Origin of the sequence: Actinomadura chibensis NBRC 106107 (assembly GCF_001552135.1) — a bacterium.
Lineage (GTDB): Bacteria > Actinomycetota > Actinomycetes > Streptosporangiales > Streptosporangiaceae > Spirillospora > Spirillospora chibensis.
This window is the reverse complement of record NZ_BCQP01000125.1, coordinates 1-1225: the sequence shown is the minus strand read 5'-3', so window position 1 is coordinate 1225 and position 1225 is coordinate 1. Positions and strand designations below refer to the sequence as shown.

The window sequence follows — 1225 nt, the reverse complement described above, 5'->3', positions numbered from 1 at the left end:
AGCTGGGGGTGGTCGCAGAGGCCAGGGGGAAGCGACTGTTTACTAAAAACACAGGTCCGTGCGAAGTCGTAAGACGCGGTATACGGACTGACGCCTGCCCGGTGCCGGAACGTTAAGAGGACCGGTTACACCCTTTGGGGTGGACGCTGAGAATCTAAGCGCCGGTAAACGGCGGTGGTAACTATAACCATCCTAAGGTAGCGAAATTCCTTGTCGGGTAAGTTCCGACCTGCACGAATGGCGTAACGACTTCCCCGCTGTCTCAACCGCAGGCCCGGTGAAATTGCAGTACGAGTAAAGATGCTCGTTTCGCGCAGCAGGACGGAAAGACCCCGGGACCTTCACTATAGCTTGGCATTGGCGTTTGGAGCGTCTTGTGTAGGATAGGTGGGAGACTGTGAAGCCGGCACGCCAGTGCTGGTGGAGTCGTTGGTGAAATACCACTCTGGTCGTTTCGAGCGTCTAACCCGCACCCGTGGATCCGGGTGGGGGACAGTGCCTGGTGGGTAGTTTAACTGGGGCGGTTGCCTCCTAAAGGGTAACGGAGGCGCCCAAAGGTTCCCTCAGCCTGGTTGGCAATCAGGTGGCGAGTGTAAGGGCACAAGGGAGCTTGACTGTGAGACGGACGTGTCGAGCAGGTGCGAAAGCAGGGCCTAGTGATCCGGCACCGGCGTGTGGAAGCGGTGTCGCTCAACGGCTAAAAGGTACCCCGGGGATAACAGGCTGATCTTCCCCAAGAGTCCATATCGACGGGATGGTTTGGCACCTCGATGTCGGCTCGTCGCATCCTGGGGCTGGAGTAGGTCCCAAGGGTTGGGCTGTTCGCCCATTAAAGCGGCACGCGAGCTGGGTTTAGAACGTCGCGAGACAGTTCGGTCCCTATCCGCTGCGCGCGTAGGAGAATTGTGAGGGTCTGTCCCTAGTACGAGAGGACCGGGACGGACGGACCTCTGGTGTGCCAGTTGTCCCGCCAGGGGCACGGCTGGTTGGCTACGTCCGGTAGGGATAACCGCTGAAAGCATCTAAGCGGGAAGCCTTCCTCGAGATGAGTTCTCCCACCCCGTCAAAGGGGTGTAAGGCCCCCGGGAGACGACCGGGTTGATAGGCCGGGGATGGAAGCATCGTAAGGTGTGGAGTCGACCGGTACTAATAGGCCGAGTGGCTTGAACACACATAACGTTCAATCCAAATCGCTGTGAGTTGTTCGCGTCCCTGTGTGGTTCCC

At 58.8% G+C, this 1225-nt stretch carries 1 rRNA gene; it reads left to right on the top strand.

What is annotated here, in order from left to right:
• Positions 1-1171, top strand: a 23S ribosomal RNA gene (locus ACH01S_RS41720); the annotation flags it as partial.
• Positions 1172-1225 lie beyond the last annotated feature (54 nt).